At 71.0% G+C, this 18,151-nt stretch carries 14 protein-coding genes; 7 read left to right on the forward strand and 7 right to left on the reverse strand.

The window, feature by feature from the left end; translation table 11 throughout:
- Positions 1–25 precede the first annotated feature (25 nt).
- The 4 genes from ACFWDI_RS03740 to ACFWDI_RS03755 all read left to right on the forward strand — a co-directional run bounded on the left by ACFWDI_RS03740 (position 26) and on the right by ACFWDI_RS03755 (position 5,412).
- A complete protein-coding gene (locus tag ACFWDI_RS03740) occupies positions 26–1,360 on the forward strand; it encodes an MFS transporter (RefSeq protein WP_385301107.1) in 1,335 nt (444 codons plus the stop codon).
- The gene (locus ACFWDI_RS03745; protein WP_385301109.1) at positions 1,360–2,532 is read left to right on the forward strand and encodes a thiolase family protein; all 1,173 of its coding nucleotides are present in this window, start codon (positions 1,360–1,362) and stop codon (positions 2,530–2,532) included. Before ACFWDI_RS03740 ends, ACFWDI_RS03745 begins: the two co-directional genes overlap by 1 nt.
- Positions 2,532–4,490, forward strand: a complete 1,959-nt coding sequence (locus ACFWDI_RS03750; protein WP_385301110.1) for an AMP-binding protein — start codon at positions 2,532–2,534, stop codon at positions 4,488–4,490. Before ACFWDI_RS03745 ends, ACFWDI_RS03750 begins: the two co-directional genes overlap by 1 nt.
- A 64-nt stretch (positions 4,491–4,554) precedes the next feature.
- Positions 4,555–5,412, forward strand: coding sequence for an MBL fold metallo-hydrolase (locus ACFWDI_RS03755; protein WP_385301111.1), 858 nt, complete (start codon positions 4,555–4,557; stop codon positions 5,410–5,412).
- Here ACFWDI_RS03755 and ACFWDI_RS03760 read toward each other — a convergent pair.
- Genes ACFWDI_RS03760 through ACFWDI_RS03790 form a run of 7 tightly spaced genes read right to left on the reverse strand, consistent with a single transcriptional unit; the run spans position 5,372 to position 14,596 of the window.
- The gene (locus tag ACFWDI_RS03760; RefSeq protein ID WP_385301112.1) at positions 5,372–6,181 is read right to left on the reverse strand and encodes a thioesterase II family protein; all 810 of its coding nucleotides are present in this window, start codon (positions 6,179–6,181) and stop codon (positions 5,372–5,374) included. The genes ACFWDI_RS03755 and ACFWDI_RS03760 overlap by 41 nt on opposite strands.
- The gene (locus tag ACFWDI_RS03765) at positions 6,178–6,417 is read right to left on the reverse strand and encodes an acyl carrier protein (RefSeq protein ID WP_327321520.1); all 240 of its coding nucleotides are present in this window, start codon (positions 6,415–6,417) and stop codon (positions 6,178–6,180) included. The genes ACFWDI_RS03760 and ACFWDI_RS03765 overlap by 4 nt, the downstream gene beginning before the upstream one ends.
- Positions 6,414–8,405: an HAD-IIIC family phosphatase gene (locus ACFWDI_RS03770; RefSeq protein WP_385301113.1), complete on the reverse strand. Its 1,992-nt coding sequence runs from the start codon at positions 8,403–8,405 to the stop codon at positions 6,414–6,416. Before ACFWDI_RS03770 ends, ACFWDI_RS03765 begins: the two co-directional genes overlap by 4 nt.
- Positions 8,402–9,424 carry a 3-oxoacyl-ACP synthase III family protein gene (locus ACFWDI_RS03775; protein ID WP_385301114.1) on the reverse strand — a complete coding sequence of 341 codons (1,023 nt, stop codon included), beginning with the start codon at positions 9,422–9,424 and terminating at the stop codon, positions 8,402–8,404. The genes ACFWDI_RS03770 and ACFWDI_RS03775 overlap by 4 nt, the downstream gene beginning before the upstream one ends.
- Positions 9,421–12,450: a type I polyketide synthase gene (locus tag ACFWDI_RS03780; RefSeq protein WP_385301115.1), complete on the reverse strand. Its 3,030-nt coding sequence runs from the start codon at positions 12,448–12,450 to the stop codon at positions 9,421–9,423. Before ACFWDI_RS03780 ends, ACFWDI_RS03775 begins: the two co-directional genes overlap by 4 nt.
- The gene (locus tag ACFWDI_RS03785) at positions 12,447–12,764 is read right to left on the reverse strand and encodes an acyl carrier protein (RefSeq protein ID WP_385301116.1); all 318 of its coding nucleotides are present in this window, start codon (positions 12,762–12,764) and stop codon (positions 12,447–12,449) included. Before ACFWDI_RS03785 ends, ACFWDI_RS03780 begins: the two co-directional genes overlap by 4 nt.
- A 32-nt stretch (positions 12,765–12,796) precedes the next feature.
- Positions 12,797–14,596: a fatty acyl-AMP ligase gene (locus tag ACFWDI_RS03790; protein WP_385301117.1), complete on the reverse strand. Its 1,800-nt coding sequence runs from the start codon at positions 14,594–14,596 to the stop codon at positions 12,797–12,799.
- Between the two features lie 294 nt (positions 14,597–14,890).
- Here ACFWDI_RS03790 and ACFWDI_RS03795 point away from each other — a divergent pair, with 294 nt between their 5' ends.
- The 3 genes from ACFWDI_RS03795 (at position 14,891) to ACFWDI_RS03805 (ending at position 18,056) form a co-directional block, all read left to right on the forward strand.
- A complete protein-coding gene (locus ACFWDI_RS03795; RefSeq protein WP_385301118.1) occupies positions 14,891–15,631 on the forward strand; it encodes a 4'-phosphopantetheinyl transferase family protein in 741 nt (246 codons plus the stop codon).
- Positions 15,632–15,758: 127 nt separating this feature from the next.
- A complete protein-coding gene (locus tag ACFWDI_RS03800) occupies positions 15,759–17,357 on the forward strand; it encodes an MFS transporter (protein WP_385301119.1) in 1,599 nt (532 codons plus the stop codon).
- Positions 17,358–18,056: a TetR/AcrR family transcriptional regulator gene (locus tag ACFWDI_RS03805; protein ID WP_385301120.1), complete on the forward strand. Its 699-nt coding sequence runs from the start codon at positions 17,358–17,360 to the stop codon at positions 18,054–18,056.
- Positions 18,057–18,151: the final 95 nt, after the last annotated feature.

An 18,151-nucleotide genomic window follows, 5' to 3' on the forward strand; every position in this document is an offset into this window, starting at 1 on the left:
GGCTGGACGAGCGACTGGCCGTGTGATGGGACTCGAAACCGAAGTGCACCCCGGCAGCACGGCCGACGGCACCCGCCGACGCGCCCGCACCGTCCTGGTCGTGCTGGCGCTCTTCATCGTGATCAACGCCGCGGACAAGGCCGTACTCGGCCTCACCGCGGACCCCATCAGGGACGATCTCGGTCTCACTGCAACCGAGTTCGGTACCGTCGCCAGCAGCTTCTACCTGCTGTTCAGTGTCTCGGCCGGCGCGGTCGGCTTCCTTGGCGACCGGATCCGTGCCCGGCCGCTGCTCGCCGCACTCGCGCTGGTCTGGGCCGCGGCGCAGCTCCCGATCCTGCTGCCCGCGGCGGGCTTCGGTGCACTCGTCGCCACCCGTGTGGTGCTCGGCGCGGGCGAGGGGCCGGGGTATCCGCTGGCCAACTACACAGCGTTCACCTGGTTTCCGGGCAAGGAGCGGTCGCTGCCCTCCGCCGTGGTCGTCGCCGGGGGCGCGGGCGGCACCATTGTGGCCGCCCCCCTTGTCATCCTGGTCAGCAACACCCTCGGGTGGCGCGCCTCCTTCGGTCTGCTGGGCGGGATCGGGATCCTCTGGGTGATCGCCTGGTTGCGGCTCGGCGGAAGCGGACCGTACGCCGCACGGGTGGACGCCACCGCCCCGGTCGGGGATGTCTTGTCCGTTGCTGTACCGGGCGCGGCCGCCGGCGAGGCGCCCTTCCGGCGCATCGTCACCACCGGCACCTGGCTCGGGGCCACGTTCTCCGCCTTCACGGTGATGTGGACCCTGGCCCTCGGATTCGCCTGGCTGCCGCTGTTCCTGGAGGAACAGGCGGGATTCAGCGACGCGGAGATCAGCGGGATCCTCGGGCTGCCCGCACTGTTGATGGCCGTCCTTGTCCTCACAGCCGGAATCGCCGCCCAGCGGCTGCTGCGCCGGGGCACCACCGCCCGGGTCGCCCAGGGCCTGCTCGGCGCACTGCTGCCACTGCTCGCCGGGGCCTGCCTGCTGCTGACCACCCGCGTGGGGCCCGGCGCCCTCCTGCTGCCGCTGGTGGTGGCCTTCTCCGCCGGCAACGGGCAGACACCGCTGACCAACTCGGCCATCGCGGACATCTCCCCGCCCGGACGGCGCAGCGCCGCCCTGGGGCTGTCGTACGCGCTCGCCGCCCTCTCCAGTCTGCTCGCGCCGTATGTCACCGGCCGGATCATCGATGCGGCGCCGAGTGAAGCGCTGGGGTATGGCCGGGCCTTCGATGTCGCGGCCTGGCTGCTGATCGCCGGCGGTGTGATCTCGATGCTTCTGGTACGGCCCGACCGGGACGCCCTGTTGCTGGGTACCCAGCGAAGGAGTGACATCTGATGCTGTCCGACATCGCCGTTGTCCAGGGGGCCCGTACGCCGGTGGGGCGGTACCGGGGCGCGCTGCGTTCGGTCCCCGCGCACCGGCTCGGTGCCGTGGTGATCCAGGAAGCGATCGTGCGCGCCGGCGTCGAGTTGTACGCCGTCGACGAAGTGGTCCTGGGCTGTGTGGGACAGGTGGGGCCGGACGCGTTCAACGCCCGGCGCGCGGCACTCGCCGCCGGACTGCCGGTCCACGTCCGCGCGTACAACGTCAACCGGCTGTGCGGGTCCGGCATGCAGGCCGTCTGGTCCGCCGCACAGAATCTTGCCCTCGGCGAGGCCGAGATCATGGTGGCCGGTGGCAACGAGTCGATGACCCGCCAGCCGCTGCTCGACTACGGCGAGCGGGCCCCCGACGAACTCTTCGGGCAGCACCGGATCGACGGCACCGTCTCGCTGGTCACCGACCCGTTCGCGCACGCTCCGATGGGTATGACGGGTGAGCGCGTGGCGGGACTGTTCTCCATCTCCCGGGAGCGCCAGGACCGTTGGGCCGCCGAGAGTCAGCGCCGCGCCGCCGCGGCCCTTGCGGACGGGCGGTTCGCCGACCAGATCGTGCCCGTGATCACTCCGGACGGCGCTGTCGAGCAGGACGAACACCCGCGCCCCGGCACCACCCTGCAGAAACTCGCGGCGCTCGCTCCCGCGTTCACCGATGACGGCACGGTCACTGCGGGGAACTCGGCGGGGCTCAACGACGGTGCCGCCGCCGTGGTGCTGATGCGCGGTGCCGATCTCCCCCACGGAACCGCCCCCTTGTGCTGGCTGCGCGACACGGTCGTCACTGCGCTCGAACCGGAGATCATGGGATTCGCGCCCGCCGAGGCCATCAGGAAACTGCTGCAGCGCACCGGCCTCCTCCTCGACGACGTCCAGGTGATCGAGCTCAACGAGGCCTTCGCCGCCCAGGTCCTTGCAGTGATGGACGACCTCAAGCTCGAGCCCGACCGGGTCAATCCGAACGGCGGAGCGATCGCGCTGGGACACCCCATCGGCGCCACGGGCACGATCCTGCTGCTCAAGGCCGCGCACGAACTGCGCCGAACCGGCGGGCGGTTCGCCGTGATCGCCATGTGCATCGGAGGTGGCCAGGGCATCGCCGCGCTGATCGAGAATCCGGGGAGTGTCTGATGGGCGAGTATGTCTGGTTCCCGGGCCGCGAGTTGACCGAGCACAGCAATGTTGCCGCGTTCTGCCGCGCCCACCGCATCGACGGATACCGTGAGCTGCACGGCCGTTCCGTCGCCGATCCGGAGTGGTACTGGTCCCACGCCGCTCGTGACATCGGCATTGTCTGGCACGAACCGCCGCTGCGCACCTGCGACGACCGCGGTGGTATCGCCGCCACCCGCTGGTTCCCGGGCGGCCGCACGAATCTCGTCGACTCCTGCCTCGAACGCCATGTGCGGGAGGGCCGTGGTGACGCCGTCGCGTTGCGCTGGGAGCGCGAGGACGGGTCCGGCGGCCGGCTCGGCTACGGCGAGGTGGCGCAGCTGAGCGCCCGGGTCGCCACCGGGCTGCGCGGTCTCGGGGTGGGGGTGGGGGACCGGGTGGCGGCATTTCTGCCACCCGGTCCCGAGGCCTTCGTGCTGCTCTTCGCCTGCGCCCGCATCGGAGCCGTACTGGCGCCGATGTTCTCCGGCTTCGGCTCCGAGGCGCTCGCCGTACGGCTGGCGGACGCCGAGGCACAGGTGCTCGTCACTGCTGCTGCCACGACCCGGCGCGGCACTCGGCACGACATGGAGTCGGTCGCCCGTGCAGCGGCGGAGAAGGTGCCCGCAGTACATCATCTCGTCGTCGTCACCGAGGAGTTGACGCGCGGGTCGATGGACGACACGTCGTCGGCTCGTCCGGCGGCCACGAGCTGGGACCGGCTGGTCGAGGCGGAGCCCGCCGCGACCGTCTCGCTCCCCGGCAGCGCCCCCTTCCTTCTCATGCACACCTCCGGCACCACCGGACGGCCCAAGGGCACGGTCCATACCCACGGCGGCTTTCCGTTGCAGGTCGGCTCGGAAGTCCGCTACAACCTCGACGTCCGCCCGGACGATGTGGCCTTCTGGGTCACCGACCCCGGCTGGATCATGTTTCCGCTTGTCGCCGTCGGCTGCACCCTCGCGGGTGCCTGCGTCCTGGCGTACGAAGGCGCGATCGACCATCCGGACCCTGCCCGGCTGTGGCGACTGCTGGACGACCACCGGGTCACGGTCTTCGGGAGCTCGCCCAGCCTGTCGCGGACGCTGATGACGCGAGACCCCGCCCCGGCCGCCCCGCCCGCCTCCACCCGGCTGAGGATTCTGGGCTCCACCGGGGAACCCTGGACCGAGGATGCCTGGCAGTGGTATTTCGCGGAATTCGGCGGCCGGCGCTGCCCCGTGATCAATATCAGCGGAGGTACGGAGGTCGGTGGGTCGCTCCTGGGATCCTCGCCCACCGTGCCGCAGTCGCCCTGCAGCTTCGCAGGCCCCTGCCTGGGCATCGATGCCGCCGTCGTCGACGCCGACGGCACCGAGGTCGCCGCGGGAGAACTGGGCGAGCTGGTGGTCCGGCGAGCCTGGCCGGGGATGACCCGCGGACTGTGGCGGGCGCCGGAGCGTTTCGCCCATACGTACTTCAGCCGGCGGCCGGGCCTCTGGTCCCACGGCGACCTCGCCTCCTGCGTCGGCGAGGAGTGGTTCCTGCACGGCCGGCTGGACGACGTCATCAAGGTGGCAGGCAAGCGGCTCGGGCCGGCCGAGGTCGAAGAGGCCGTCCTCGGGGACCCGGCAGTGGCCGAGGCCGCAGCTGTCGGGGTGCCGCACCGCATCAAGGGGGAAGTCCTCTGGTGCTTCGTGGTCCCCTCGCGCGGCCGGCTTGCCGCGTCGGACGCAGACCGGATCCGTGAGCGCGTGGCCGACGCGCTCGGGCACGCCTTCCGGCCCGGCCGAGTGATTGCACTTCCCGCTCTGCCCAGGACCCGTAGCGGAAAGGTGATGCGGCGCCTGATCCGCGACTGTGTCACCGGCGATCCGCCCGGCGACCTGTCCACCCTCGTGAATCCCCGGAGCCTCGAAGCGCTGCGCTCCGTCGTCCCCGACGCGCCGGACCAGTGACCCGGACCGCTGCCCCGACCACAGCCCGCAGACCATCAACAGCAGCCAGCGACAAGGGAGTTCCATGCCGACGATCGACATTCTCCTGCCCGGCTTCGCCATCGACACCGACCAGGGCTATCCCGCCTTCTGCGGAGTCTTCCTGGTCCGCGGAACCGACGCCGCGGGGCGGAACCGGAACATCCTCGTCGACGCCGCGCACGTCGGACGGCGCCCCCACCTGTGGGACGCGCTCGCCGCCCGCGGGCTCACGGCGGCGGACATCGACACCGTGGTGCTCACGCACGCCCACTGGGACCACGTACAGAACATCGATCTGTTCCCACAGGCGACCCTGCTGATCCACAGCGACGAGCGGCGGTACGCCCACACGCCGCATACCAACGACTGGGCCACCCCCGCGTGGACCGGACTGCTGCTCGAACAACTACCCGTCCGCGAGGTCGCGGACGGGGAGGACATCATCCCCGGCGTCACCGCTGTCGGGCTGCCGGGGCATTCGCCCGGCAGCATCGGGGTGCTGGTGGACACCGATGCCGGGCGGAGCGCGATCACCGGCGACGCACTGCACTTCGCCTACGTTGCCCGGACACGCCGCAACCCCCTCGTCTTCTGGGACGCCGAGCAGGCATCACGCAGCATCGACCGGGTCATCGATCTGGCGGATGTCATCTACCCCGGCCACGACCGCCCCTTCCGCCTCACCGCCGACAATGAGATCGACTACCTCGAGCCGTTCGCGCTGACGGTGACGGGGCTGAGGCCCGACGCCGACGGGCTCGTCTTCGCGGACGGCTCGGCACGCCCACTGTGGGTCATGCCCGGCATCCACGACCAGCGCCCGAGGTACGAGAAGAACGCCGAGGAGATAACACGCCGGATTACACAGGTTCCCCGTGTCGTCCGCCCGGATCCGCGATGAGCTCGGTCAGCGAGCGGTTGAGTACGTCGAAGAACGGTCCTGGCTCCTCGCGCGGGAAGAAGTGGCCGCCCGGCACAGTGGACATCCGGAAGCGCCGGGCGTACCGCTCCCACAACCACACGGCGCCCGGGTCCACGAGCCGGTCGCCCTCACCCGCGAAGGCATGGATGTCGAGCGGCAGCCGCGCCTCCTCGTCGTCCGGATCAGGCAGCCCCGCCCGCCGGTGACTGGCACAGATCCGCAAGTCGTCCCGGATGATGGGCAGCAGGGCCCGCAGCCAGTCGTCCCGGCCGAGGAACTGTGGGCTGAGCCCTCCGATGTCCACCAGGAAACGGGCGAGTTCCACGTCCGCGTACCGGTCGGCCGGCGGCAGCGGCGGAGTGAGGTGCGGGGCACCGTAGGCGCCGACGAACAGCATCAGCGGCGCCCGGCCCCCGCCCCGCATCCGGGCTGCCGCCAGCGCGAAGGCCACCAGGGCGCCCATGCTGTGCCCGTAGACGGCGTACGGCCGGTCCAGCCAGGGGGCGAGTTCGCGCTCGAGGGCCTCGGCCAGCGTCCCGGCATCGCGGAAGCGGGGCTCGCGGAAGCGTGACTCGCGCCCGGGCAACTGCACCGGCAGGACGTCGATTTCGGGCGCCACCCGGGCAGGCCACGGGGCGAAGAACGAGGCCCCGCCACCCGCGTGGTGGAAGCAGAACAGCCGCAGCCGGGCGTTCTCCCGGGGCGCCCGGACCAGGCAGGCCGTCGGCGTCGCGACGGTGGTCGTCATGCGCGGACCACTACGTCGTACATCTCCCGGAAGGTGATGGCCTCCAACAGCCCGGCCACCGGGACAGGCCGGCCCGTGAGGCTCTCCACGACGGTGACCAGGCGCAGCAGGTGCACCGAGTCCCATTCGGGGACGTCGTCCAAGGGGCGGTCGAGGTCCTCGGGCGTGATGTGCAGGCCGAGCTCCTCCTCCAGGAGGGTGCAGAACGCCGCGGTGTCCGCGATGGCGGTGGTCATGTCCGGTCTCCCTCGAAGGCGGTGTGCAGGCGCAGATGGGCGGGTGCGGGGGCGATGTCGCGCAGGTCGTGGTGGAAGAAGGCGACGGTGGGGTCGTACGGGTCCGGCCCGGCGGGGGTGAAGCCGTGGTCGGTGTAGAAGGAGGCGAAGGCGGCGTTCCTGGGCGTGGGCAGAAAGCGGCCCGTCGTGACGCGGGCACCGATGGCGCGGGCATGATCGAGCACCACACTCAGGCATCCGCTCTCGATGCCCCGGGAGAAGACCCTGCAACTCAGCACGAAGTTGTCGATGCGCAGCTGCTCCGCGTCGCGGCGCAGGAACACCGCACCGACGAGCCCGTGGTCGCCGAACCGGTCGCGGGCGGACACCACGAGCGCGCTGTGGCCCGGGAGTCCGGCCCACTGAAGCACCTGCGGAACCTGCATGCGCGCGGCTGCGAGGTGGAACTGGTTGGTGCGCAGGGTGAGTTGGGAAACCCGCGGTGCCTCCGACGGGTCCGCCGGCCGCACGGCGACCTCGATTCCGAGCCCGTCCAGGTAGTCCTGGTAGGAGCCGATGTCCTCGCGGAACTCCTGCCGCCGGGCCTCGGTACGATAGCGGCCCGTCCGTTCGCGGTCCTCCTCGGTGAGCTGGGGCAGGTCGAACCAGCCGTCGGCGAGCAGCGCGGACGGATGCAGGGCCGGCTCCTGGTCGACGTGGACCACGGCGACCTCGGGCAGCTGCTCCCTGACCAGTCCGCACTCGAAGAGGCTGTCGTCGACGAAGACGAAGCTGTCAAGGCCAAGGCCCAGCCGCTCGGAGATGTCCCGCAGGTTGTCGTGCTTGGCCGACCAGTTGGCGTTGACACAGACGAAGTCGTCCTCGCGCAGCAGCATCGAAGGATGGTCGCGCAGCACTTCGCGCACCGCGCCCGCGTCGTTCTTGCTGCTCACGGCGAGCAGCACGCCCTGCGAGCCGAGCTGGGCGAGCACCCGCTGGAACTCCAGGAAGGCCTCCCCGCGGAACCCGGCGCCGAGCTCGATGCCGTCCGGGCCCTCCTCACCGAGCACTCCGCCCCACAGTGTGCCGTCCAGGTCCAGCACCAGGCATTTACGAGTCCTGCCCAGGCGGCCCAGGACGAGATGGCCGACCTCCCTCGCGTAGCCGGAGAGCAGCCCCTCGGCCAGCCTGGCCTTGGCGTACAGGCCGGTGCGTGGCTCGTACGCGGGCGTGCCCAGGCTCACCAGCGGGTCGAGGTCGACGACGACCACGCCGGGATGCTGCTGGGCGAGGGCGAGCAGCCCGCTGTTGAACTCGCGCCACACGGCGCCCAGCCGGGCTCGGGAGCGCAGATCGACCAGTTGGTGGGCGTGGTGGTGCAGCAGCGGCACGGTGTTGAGTACCAAGAGCCCCCGGCCGCCGTCCTGGTGGGTGTTCGCTGCCTTGCCGAGGAGAGCCAGTCTGTCCCGGGCCGCGGCCTCGACGTCCTCGACCCGCCAGGGCACGGGCACCTGCTCGAAGACCGTATGCGGGTCGAGGAGGCACAGGGTGACCAGGGGCTGCCGGGCGCCGTCGCCGGACCGTGCGGGCCCCAGCAGGTCCTGCAGATACGAGCCGTAGGGGGAGACCACCGGGTCGAGCAGCAGCCCGTGCCGGGCGAGTTGAGCGGTGAGCGGGCCGACGAGCGGTGCGACCGTGGACTGGCCGGTGACGGCGACGGTGACCACCGGCAGGTCCGGGTGGAGCCGTGCGACCGCCTCGCGGTCGAGACGGGCCAGCAGCTGGCCCGCCGCAGGCAGATCGCTCTCCGGCAAGCGGGTGAGCAGGGCACGGACCGATCCGTACTCGGCCTCCAGCCGGCCGGCGGCGTACGCGCTGCGCAGGGTGCGCAGCGCCCCGGGATCCCGCCAGGTGCCGCTGTCGCCCGCGGCGGTGACCGCGGTGCGGGGCGTGGTGTGGGTCGTGGTGCGTTCCGTGTTGTCTGCCGCGGTGCGTTGCGTGGTGGTCATGTGCGCTCCAGGGCGATGCCGGACTTGATCCACTTGCTGGACTCGACAGCGACCGCGACGGCGCGTCCGGGGCCCTGCCACTGCTCGGTCAGCTCGGCGAGCTGGAGGAACGGCAGGGCGTTGCCGTTGTTGCCCACGGTGCGTACGACGTTGATGCGCCGGGCGTCCGGGGCGGGCATCTCCGCGGAGATACGGTCGCTCATCCGGCCGGAGAGCTGGGGCGGGAGCAGGTAGTCCACCTGGTCGGCCGCCCAGCCCAGGTCGTCGAGGAGTTCCCAGAACATCTGCGATGCCAGGCCGGGCACAGCCGCTTCGATGGCCTTGTAGTCCTCGGAGATCACCGTCCGGTCGCTGTGCCGGTCTCCGAGGCCGAACCAGTCGATGACCTGACCCGGCTTCTTGCCGAGGCCCACCAGCCGATTGAGCACCTGGCGGATCTCGATGCCGTGGCCGAGGGGCTCTGCGCTGAGCACCGCGGCACCTGCTCCGTCGCCGAAGAGCACATAGTTGACGAGTTCGGCGGAGGTACGGGAGCCGGGGTCGAAGTCCGTCTCCAGGTGTTTGGCGCACACATCGCCGCCGATCACCAGCACGGTCGCGCAGCGCCCGGCGAGCAGCAGGGTGCGGGCCACGTCGAGTGCCTGAACGGCCCCGGCGCAGCCGGACTGGAGCTGGTAGGTGGGAACGTTGTCGATACCGAGACGGTCCGCCACGAGGTTCACGGTGGCGGGCATCAACTGGTCCGGGGTGGCCGTGCCCATGACGATGCAGTCGACGTCCCCCGGTTCCAGGCCCGCTTCCGTCAGGGCCCGGTCCCCGGCGGTCGCCGCGATATCGGCGAGGCTGTGCCGGACGTGACCGGTCGCCAGGTCGACGGCGAAGTACCTGCTGGTGTTGCCGATGAACATCTCGGCCCACTGCTCGTCGACGCCGACGAGCTTTGCCAGTGTCGCGTTGTCCACCGGTTCGCCCGGCAGACAGGTGCCGACCGAGACCAGGTGCGCGGTGGGGACGGTCATGAGTGCCTTCCTTCCGGTATGGACGGTGTCAGCAGACGGTCGTGCAGATAGCGGGTGAGGTCGCCCACGGTCTCCAGACTGGCGAGCAGCTCCTCGATCGGGAGACTGCCGAGCCGGGGCAGCTCGTTCTCGATACGGGTCTTGAGCTCCATCACCTGGATCGAGTCGAAGCCGAGGTCTTCGTGCAGGCGTGAACGGCCGTGCACCTGGGGCGGTTCGTGCCCGCCGACCTGGCAGATCAGACGGTGCGTCACCTCGGAGACGAGGTGCGGGGGTTCACCGGAACGGGTCGGCGGGCACGATTCTCCACGGTCCGCCGTCGGCGGTGCCGCGGCTGCCGCGTCCGTGGCGAGGGAAGTGGACACGGGCAGTTCTGGTGCGTCGGCGGAGCGCCAGGCGCGGAAGGTGTCGTCGAAGAGATACGGCGGCAGCCGGCGCGGCACCCGGTCCGCCTCCTGGTACAGCGCGTCCCAGTCGGGGGTGAGCCCGGCGCACCACAGTTCCCCGAGCAGCTGGTACAGCCGGTGCCCCGGCGCGCGGTGCCCGGGGTGGGCGGCGTGGCAGCTCACCGGGCGGCCGGTGTCCGGCTTGAGGCGCGCGAGCAGCGGAGTGAGGGCGGCGCGCGGGCCGATCTCCACGATGTGGGTGGCTCCGGCGGCGAACAACCCGGTCGCGGCCTCGGCGAACCGTACCGGCGCGGTGATCTGTTCCGTCCAGTAGTCCGCGTCCAGGGTCTCGTCATCGGCCGTGCGGCGCCCGTACACCGTGGAGAAGTACGGCACTGTGGGCCGGCGCACCGGCACGTCTGCCGCGCGGCGGAACTCCGCCACGACGGGCCGCATCAGCGGCGAGTGGAAGGCGTGTGAGACGGCCAGCGGACGCGAGGCCATACCCCGGTCGGCCAACGCGGCGCGCAGTGCGTCCAGTTCGGCCACATCGCCGGCGACGACCGTGCTGTCCGGGCCGTTGAGCGCGGCAACACACAGCCGCGTATCCTCGCCCAGCAGCGCCTCTACGCCGGTCGCGCCCAGCGGCACCGAGAGCATGCCGCCCCCGTCGGGGAGTGCTTCCATCAGGGCGCCCCGGCGCGCGACCAGCCTGGCGGCGTCCCCGGGATCGAGCGCGCCGGCCGTGCACGCGGCGGCGAACTCGCCGACGCTGTGTCCGATGACGAACGAGGGTCTGATCCCGGCCTCGACGAGGGTGCCGGCCATCGCGTACTCCACCGCGAACAGCGCGGGCTGGGCCAGGCCCGTACAGTCGATGCCCGGGTCGCCGTCGAGTACGGCGTCGCGCACCGACAGCCCGAGATGGCCGGCGAGAATCTTGTCGATCTCGTCCAACAGCCGCGCGTAGACGGGGGACTCGGTGTACCAGGAGGCGGCCATACGGGGGTGCTGCGCGCCCTGACCGGTGAAGGCGAACGCCACCGCGGGTACCGTCCGCCGCGCGCCGCCGGCCGGCCCGCCGCCCTCGGAGCGCTCCGCCGCGTCGCGCAGCCCCGCCACCAGTTCGGTCAGGCCCGCGGCGGCGACGGCCACCCGGTGCGGCAGCCGGGACTTGACCCGGTTGCTGGTCCAGCACAGTTGCGCCAGCCGGTCCTCGGGCAGGCGGGCCAGGGCCTCGGCCTGGGCCAGCAGGTTGGGGCGCAGTTGCCGTGCGGAACGGGCGGACACGGTGAACACTCCCGGCGCCCTGTCGCCGGACCGGTGTACCGCTCGAGGCGCGGAGGACAGCACCGCGTGCGCGTTGGTGCCGCCGATGCCGAAGCTGCTGACGGCGGCGTGCACGGTGCCGGACGGAAGCCGCAGCGGGGACTTGAGCAGCGAAAGCCGCCGCTGGGCCAGCTGGAGTTCGGGGTTCTCGTCGTCGGCGAAGCGGCTGGGGGGCACGGTCCGGTGATGCAGAGCGAGCGCGGTCTTGACGATCCCGGCGATCCCGGCCGCCCCCTCGGCATGCCCGAAGTTGCTCTTGACCGAACCCAGCGCGATGCTCCCGGCGCGGCGGTCACCGGCAAAGTGACCGAGCGCCTGCGCCTCCATCATGTCGCCGAGCAGGGTGCCGGTGCCGTGCGCCTCGATGAAGCGGATGTCGTCCGCGGTGACCCCGGCCGACTGCCAGACGCCCTCGATGAGTTGCTGCTGGGCCCAGCGATTGGGGGCGGTGATCCCATTGCTGCGCCCGTCCTGGTTGACCCCGCTCCCACTCAGCACGGCGTACACCGGCTGGCGCTCGGCCAGGGCGTCGCTGAGCCGGCGCAGCACCAGCACCGCGATGCCCTCGGCCCGTCCGATTCCGTCGGCCGACGCGCTGAAGGGCTTGCATCGTCCGTCCGGCGCGGAGAGGCCGGCCTGGGCGTAGAAGATGTTGATGACGGGCGTCATGATCAGATTGGTGCCCGCTGCCAGGGCGTAGTCGCAGTCGCCCGCGCGCAGTGCGCCTGCCGCGAGATGGACGGCGACGAGCGACGAGGAGCAGGCCGTGTCCACCGCCAGGCTGGGGCCCTTGAGGTCGAGGTGGTACGAGACCCGGTTGGCGCCCATGAAGTAGCCGTTGCCGGAACCGTAGCGGGCGGTGATCCTGTCGTAGTCCGACAGTTGCAGATACGCCCATTCGTTGGCCATGACTCCGACGAACACTCCGGTTCCGGTGCCGGCCAGGTCCTCGGGGGCCACCGCCGCATCCTCGATGGCGCGCCAGGAGCACTGCAGCAGCAGCCGCTGCTGCGGGTCCATGGCGGCCGCCTCGCGTGGTGAGATCCCGAAGAACTGTGGGTCGAAGGCGTCCGGATCGTCGATGAAGCCACCGCGTACGGTGTTGCTGCGGCCGGGCGGCCGGGCCTCGGACGTACTGGCAGGACTGGTCGGGGGCGCCATGTGGTAGCGGTCGGCGTCCCAGCGCTGTTCCGGGACGCGGCGGGTACCGTCCCGGCCTCCCATCAGGAGCTCCCAGAACTCCTTCGGGTCGCGGGCACCCGGAAAGCGGCAGTCGAGGCCGACGACCGCGACCGGTTCGCGCTCGGTCATGACGCCCCTCCGCCGCTAGGGTCGGCGAGGCGTTCGGCGAGATGCGTACTGATCGCGCGGACCGTGGGGAAGTCATAGGCGATCGTCGGGGAGACCGGTAGCCGATGCCGCTCCTCGATCTCGCCGCAGATGCCGATCGCCGCGACCGAGTCGATGCCGTAGTCGGCGAGCGGCGTGGTCGGGTCGATCTCATCGGCGGACCGGTGCAGATGGAAGGCAACGCGGTCGGTGAGCCACTGCTCGAGGTCCGGAGCGGTCAGGCCGGACAACGCGATGTCCAGATTCTCGGGGCGGGTTTCGGGGGCGATGTGCATGGCGTACCTCTCCCTTGGGGGTCCGGGTGGTCTCAGCGACCGGGGGCGGCCAGCGGGGCGGACTCCGGGTTGTTGTCGGCGCCGCCGTCGATCAGGGCCATGACCGGTCGTTCCAGGCGTTGGTGCAGGACGGGCAGGGCACCGTCGAGGAAGAGCTGCCGCATGAGGGTGCGCTGTGTCTTGCCGCTGGTGGTCTTGCGGATCACACCGGGTCGCACCAGCACCACGCTCGCGGCGGGCAGCTGGAACTCGCGGCTCACCAACTCCCGTACCGACGCGGCGAGTCCCGGCAGGTCCGGCTCGTCGTAGGTGCGCGGACGGATCTCCTGCACCACCACCACATGGGCGCGCTCGGCCTCTTCGTCCAAGACGGTGAACACGGCGCCGCCGCCGCGGCGGAACGCGGGCCCCGAGTCCTGCACGGCATGCTCGATGTCCTGCGGGTAGAGGTTGCGGCCGTGGTGGATGAGCATCTCCTTGATCCGCCCGGTGACGTACAACTCCCCGCCGAGCAGGGCGCCGAGGTCGCCGGTGCGGAAGTACCCCGAGCGGCCGTCCGCGGTCGACGCCCGGAAGGACTCGGCGGTCTCCTGGGGGCGGTTCCAGTAGCCGGCGGCCACCGAGGGGCCGTGCAGCCAGATCTCGCCGACCCGGCCGTCCGGCAGTACCTCGAGGGTCATCGGGTCCACGATGAGGACCTCCGTGCCCTTCGGGCGGCCGCAGCCGACCAGGGTTCTGGTCGCCCGGCCGGGTTGCGCGGGCTGCAGCTCGTCCTTCTCCAGACCCTGGGCGTCCACGCTCAGTTCGATGTGCGGCCCGGCGGTGTCGCCGCCGGAGACCAGCAGTGTGTTCTCTGCCAGCCCGTAGCAGGGGAGCATGGCCTGCGGGCGCAGTCTGTTGGGGGCGAAGCGCGCGCTGAAGGCGCGGATGGTGGCGGCGCGCACCGGCTCGGCCCCGTTGAGTGCCACGCGCAGGGTGGACAGGTCGAGCCCGGCGGACTGTTCCTCGGTGACCCGGCGGGTGCACAGCTCGTAGCCGAAGTCGGGTGAGGCGGTGCCCTCGACCCGGTAGTCGTGAATCATGCGCAGCCAGCGGTGCGGCTGCTTGATGAACGAGATGGGTGACATCTGGACGCTCGTGCCGCCCATCCACAGGGGGTGCAGGGTCATCCCGATGAGGCCCATGTCGTGGTAGAGCGGCAGCCAGCTGCCGGTGACGACGCCCTTTCTGGTGTCCATGGCCCGCTGGATGGCCTCCTGGTTGGCAGCCAGATTGGCGTGCGTGACCATGACTCCCTTGGGCTCGCTGGTGGAGCCCGAGCTGTACTGCAGGAAGGCCACGTCCTCGTCCCGTACGTGCGGCGAGAACCAGGCGTCGGGCTCTGTGGCGTCGCCGCCGCCGGCCGCGAGGCACACCACATCGCGTTCTTCGGAGGCGGCCAGCCAGGCGGCGAGGGCCTGCCGGTGCTCGGGAAGCGTCAGTACCGCGCCCGCCGAGGCGTCCCGCAGGATGCCCCTCACCCGGGCGAGCCGCTCACCCGGCTCGTCGGGGAGCGGTGCGGGGATGGCCGTGCGCCCGGCATAGAAGCAGCCGAGGAACGCGGTGACGAAGTCCAGTGTGGGCGGGTAGAGCAGCAGTACCGGGCGTGAGTCGTCGCCCTGGGAAGCTTCGCGCAGCCGGGTGGCCACCAGGCGGGCCCGGCGGTCCAGTTCCCTGTATGTGAGCCGCTCGGGCCGCATCTTCCGGCCGTCTTCGTGCAGGTACACGAACGCGGCCCGCTCGGGGTGTTGTTCCACGCCGGCGCGTACGGCGTCCGTCAAGGTCCTGCGCATCTCTTCCCCTGTCGCTCGCCGGCGGTTGCTCCGCCGGTACGGGATACGGGCCAGGCGGCACCAAGTGCCACCCTGGTTCCTCCATCTTTGGTGGGCGGTGAAAAGGAGTCGTAAAGGCGCGCTTGATGTGCACGTCGCAGGTCCGGCGTTTCCGGGACTGCGTCGCCCGGAGGCGCTAGAACAGTGGGTATGCGCTTGTGTACGTCGTGTGGTGGCACGCGGTGCCGTCCGGGCGTGATGCGGCCGAGGCGGAGACCGTGGGGGAACGACGGGGAACGACAGGAGGACGCGGCTGTGGTGGAACCAGGTACGGTGTCCTTCTCGGTCGGCCCTCTCCTCCCCGATTCAGGGCCCTGGGGTGCCGTCAGCGAGAACGTGCGGCGCGAGGGGTACGCGGTGTGTCACGGACGGCTGGCCGACTGGGCGTCCGCCCCGTGCACACCGGCACGCGAACTGCTCGGTGCGGACTGGCCGAGGTATCAGGCGACGCGTGAACCCACGTTACGGGCACGGCTGTTCGGGTCCCGGTTGCTGCTGCGTCAGGCGGTCGCCGCTGCGGGGGGCGTCGATCCTGCGGGTGTGGTGCTGGGGCGGGGCGCACGCGGGCGCCCCGGCGTCATCGAGCCGGCGGGCTTCGACGGGGGCATCAGCCACACCGCCGGTCTCCTGGTGGTCGGTGTCTCAGGCACGTTCCGGATCGGCGTGGACGTGGAGGCCCAGGACCGGTTGTTGCTCACGCCGGGGCTGCCGGAGAAGGTCTGCCACCCGGAGGAGCTCGCCGCGCTGCGGCTGCTCCCGTACGCCGAGCGCAATCGCATGCTCGTACGGCTCTGGACGCTCAAAGAGGCGTATGCGAAGGCCCTGGGCATCGGGTTGGGGCTGGACTTCTCGCGTGTGCATTTTCAGCCGCGCCGGGTCGGCCGGGAAACAACTCTCTGGCGCTCTCGGGCAGCACCGGACTGGCACTTCCAAAGCGGCGTCGTCGCACGGCACTTCGTTGTCGCATGTGCGGTCGGACCGGGGGCCGGTCTTTGACGGCCAGATACGAGTCAACGTTGTTTCGATACGGCATTGACTCGATGGAGAGTCGGGCCTAGCGTCGAACTGCACGGCATCAGACGGCAGTTCACGCAGCACCCTCTTCTTGCGAGGAGCGGAAACCGTGACAACACAGCCCCGACTCCGTACCGCCGAGCAGGTCCCCGCCCCTGACGCCCGCCGCTGGTGGGTCCTGGGCGTGCTGCTCGTCAGCCTCCTGCTCGTGGTCCTCGACACATCAATACTGAGCGTGGCGCTGAAGACGCTGGCTCAGCCCGAACCCGTCGGCCTGGGCGCCTCCCAGAGCGAGCTGCAGTGGTCGGTCGACTCCTACACGCTCGTCTTCGCCGCGCTGCTCTTCACCACCGGTGTGCTCGCCGACCGCTGGGGCCGCAAGCGCACGCTGGTGGCCGGGCTCGTCGTCTTCGGTGCCTGCTCGCTGTGGTCCGCCTACGCGGGCAGCGCCGACGAGCTGATCGTCGCCCGGGCCGGACTCGGTGTAGGCGGCGCGCTGGCGATGCCCGCGACGCTGGCGATCATCATGAACGTCTTCCCACCCGCGGAGCACGCCAAGGCCGTCGGCATCTGGGCGGGCGCGGCCGGCCTCGCCGTCGCCATCGGGCCCATCGCCGGCGGTGCACTCCTCGAACACTTCTGGTGGGGCTCGGTCTTCCTGATCAACATCCCGATCGTCGCGGTAGGAACCGTCGCCGCCCTCGTCGTCGTACCCGAGTCCAGGGACCCGGGACGCGGCGGCTTCGACCCGGCCGGCGTCGCCCTGTCCGTCGTCGGCCTGACCCTGCTGGTGTACGGCGTCATCAAAGGCGGTGAATCGGACGACTGGGCGCAGGCCCAGGTGTGGGGGCCCATGGTCGGCGGGCTCGCCGCGCTGGCTGTTTTCGTCGCCTGGGAGCGGCGAACCCGGCGTCCCGCACTGGACATCGCCCTCTTCCGCATCCCGCGTTTCTCGGCTGCCGTATCCGTCATCGGCCTTGTGTTCTTCGCACTGCTCGGTGCGACCTTCTTCCTCGTCTTCTATCTGCAGAGTGTGCGCGGATGGACACCGCTTGAGGCCGGGTACTGCCTGCTGCCCCTGGCCGTGGCCCAGTTGGCGTTCTCCCCGCCGGCCAGTCTCGCGGCCGAGCGGATCGGGATCCGCCCGGTGTGCGTCACCGGCATGCTGCTGACCACACTCGCGTTTCTCACCGTCGCCACCATCGACGAGCACACCGAGCTGTGGCTGCTCGAATCCGTCTTCTTCGTCCTGGGCGTCGGTATCGCGTGCGTGATGCCACCCGCCACGACCGCCGTCATGTCCGCCCTGCCGCGGGAGAGAGCGGGTACCGGCTCGGCCGTCAACACCACGTTCCGCCAGGTCGGCGGCGCTCTCGGGGTCGCCGTGCTGGGCTCGGTGCTGTCCACTGTCTACCGCTCCGAAATGGCTGACCGGCTGGCGGACCTGCCCGCCGCAGTCCGCGACAAGGCCGAGGAGTCCGTCGAAAGCACGTTGACCGTCGCCGATTCGCTCGGCCGGCGCGGGTCCGGGCTTGCGGCCGGGGCCGTCGACTCGTTCGTGTCCGCCATGCATGTCACCGCTCTGGTCGCTGCTGGAGCCACCCTTCTCGGCGCCCTTGTCAGCCTGCTGTTCCTGCCTCCCCGCAGGAGTGCGGACCGCCCGACCGTCCAGGAAGCGGTAAGAACCGACCACACCACGGAGGTCTGAATGGAGGCACACGTTCAGCCGGAGGCCGAGGGCGACATGCCCGACGGCCTCCGGCCCGCATCCGCGTCGGGGGACCGGCGCGGGCCGAATGCCGTTCCGGTGCGCACCGCCCGGGGCGGCCGCCAGCGCGATCCCGCCGCGGACCGGGCGATCCTGAAGAGCACTCTCGGCCTGCTCGGCGAAGGGTGCAGCTTCAGCGCACTGTCCATGGACCTGGTGGCGCAGCGGGCCTCGGTCGCCCGCGCCACCATCTACCGTCGCTGGCGCAACAAGGAGGAATTGGTACTCGCCGCCCTGAGCAGCCTCGACCTTCCCATCCCCCCGCTGGACGGACTCTCGGTGCGGGACCAGCTGGTGAGCCTGGTCGACCAGATCCGGAACCGGGGTCAGGACACCAACCTGCACCGTCTGCTCGCCGGACTGCTCGGCGAGGCGGTGCGCCGCCCGCAGCTGGTGGAGCGGTTCGAGAACTCGGTCGTCGCCGCGCGGCGGGACGCCATGCGCCGGGCGTTGCGCGAAGGCATGGACAGCGGAGAGCTGCGTCCCGGCCTGGACGTGGACCAGGCCATCGAGCTGCTCACCGGACCGATGCTCTCCCGGCTGATCCTCCGGCAGCGGCCGGTGGAGTCCGCCGCGTTCGCCGAGTCGATCGTCGACACCTTCCTCAACGGGACGAGGACTCACCCGGAACCCCGGTAGGCACCCCGCCGCCGACACGAAGGACCAGCGCCACCCCGTACGCACAGATCGGTCACCCCACGCGCCCGATCCAGGGCTTTGGAGCACCACATTCG

The sequence above is a fragment of the Streptomyces sp. NPDC060064 genome, assembly GCF_042736455.1.
GTDB lineage: Bacteria > Actinomycetota > Actinomycetes > Streptomycetales > Streptomycetaceae > Streptomyces.